The organism is Candidatus Thorarchaeota archaeon, assembly GCA_013388835.1.
Classification (GTDB): domain Archaea; phylum Asgardarchaeota; class Thorarchaeia; order Thorarchaeales; family Thorarchaeaceae; genus JACAEL01.
Genome location: JACAEL010000116.1, coordinates 1 through 1,145 on the forward strand (window position 1 = coordinate 1; position 1,145 = coordinate 1,145).

Genomic DNA, 1,145 nt, shown 5'->3' on the forward strand with positions numbered 1-1,145 from the left:
CCGTAATAGCGTCAGGAGTATCATTCACCTTCCTCCCATCTATCCAACAGTTAAATATTAAACTGTCTTCGCAACCCGTAAAATCCACATTTGCCAATGTTGCACCCCAAATTTTGCAGTTCCGAATCTGATGCACTGGAACCCTGCTTGGAGTACGCATGGCGTTTATACATTTTTCAGCCAAGCCGTTGCCGTTGATGAATAAACCATCAAAATGCGCATACCTAGTGCTGGAAATGTCAAAAATCTCCGACATCGGCTCAGTAGCAACTATTTCCGCTCCGTCGCCTATCAAGTAAAAGTCTTCCATCGGCGGCTTTATTGGCTGTGTGACATTGAACCTTTGCTTTCTCAAATATATGCACGAAAATCCCGAGTCAAACGCATCCTGTATGCTCTTATAGCTTTCCTCAGCTCCAACAACAACCTCTGCCGTTAAAGAATTGTTTATGGAAAAATCGCCGTATTGTTCAAAACCTTTCTCTATCCAATCCTCAAAATCTTCGAGATTTGCTGCTTCATTATTTGACGTATTGCCGCCGGTAACGGAGTTGTGCACGGGCGGAGAACGATCAGAAATCACCAGTATCAGGAGTAGAGAAAATGCCAAAAGCACTATGATATCCCGTCTTGTCCAGCGGCGCTTCTTCGTCAAAGCCTTCTCCCAGAAAACACGATTCCGCAGATTATTTCAACGATATTTCTCCCAATGATATATGGTCGAAGAACAAACCAGCACCAAAAATCTTAATCCTTCTCCACTATAATTCCACATTGGTGAATCCTGTGTCTGTTACTCTTCGTGATGCTCAGCATCTTTGTTGGAAAAACTTTAGGAAAATTAACGAAAAACTCGACCGGAAGAGAGGCAAAGGCTGGATACCGTTTGTGATGGTTACAGATTTGTTGGAAGAGGCTGGAGAAGTAGCCGCTGCAGTCAAGGACTGGAAGGTTTCATACTTCCTGAAAAACCCAAATCAAAGGAGATGCTAGCCACCGAACTGTCATACATGCTTTATATAATCTTCGTTTTAGCAGAACACTATGGCATAGAATTGGAAGAGTCATTTCTTCAAACGATGAACGACTACCTCTCAAGATTCATCAGATAATATCAATAAACCTATTTTCTACTTGATGCAGAG

At 42.4% G+C, this 1,145-nt stretch carries 2 protein-coding genes; one reads left to right on the forward strand and one right to left on the reverse strand.

All coding sequences use genetic code 11. The annotated features are described in order from the left end of the window. A partial coding sequence (locus HXY34_14230) for a hypothetical protein (GenBank protein ID NWF97292.1) occupies positions 1–655 on the reverse strand: 655 nt, incomplete at its 3' end. Positions 656–786: 131 nt separating this feature from the next. On the opposite strand from HXY34_14230, the gene HXY34_14235 reads away from it, so the two are divergent. Further along, on the forward strand, positions 787–993 hold the full coding sequence (locus HXY34_14235; protein NWF97293.1) for a hypothetical protein: 207 nt from the start codon (positions 787–789) through the stop codon (positions 991–993). Positions 994–1,145 lie beyond the last annotated feature (152 nt).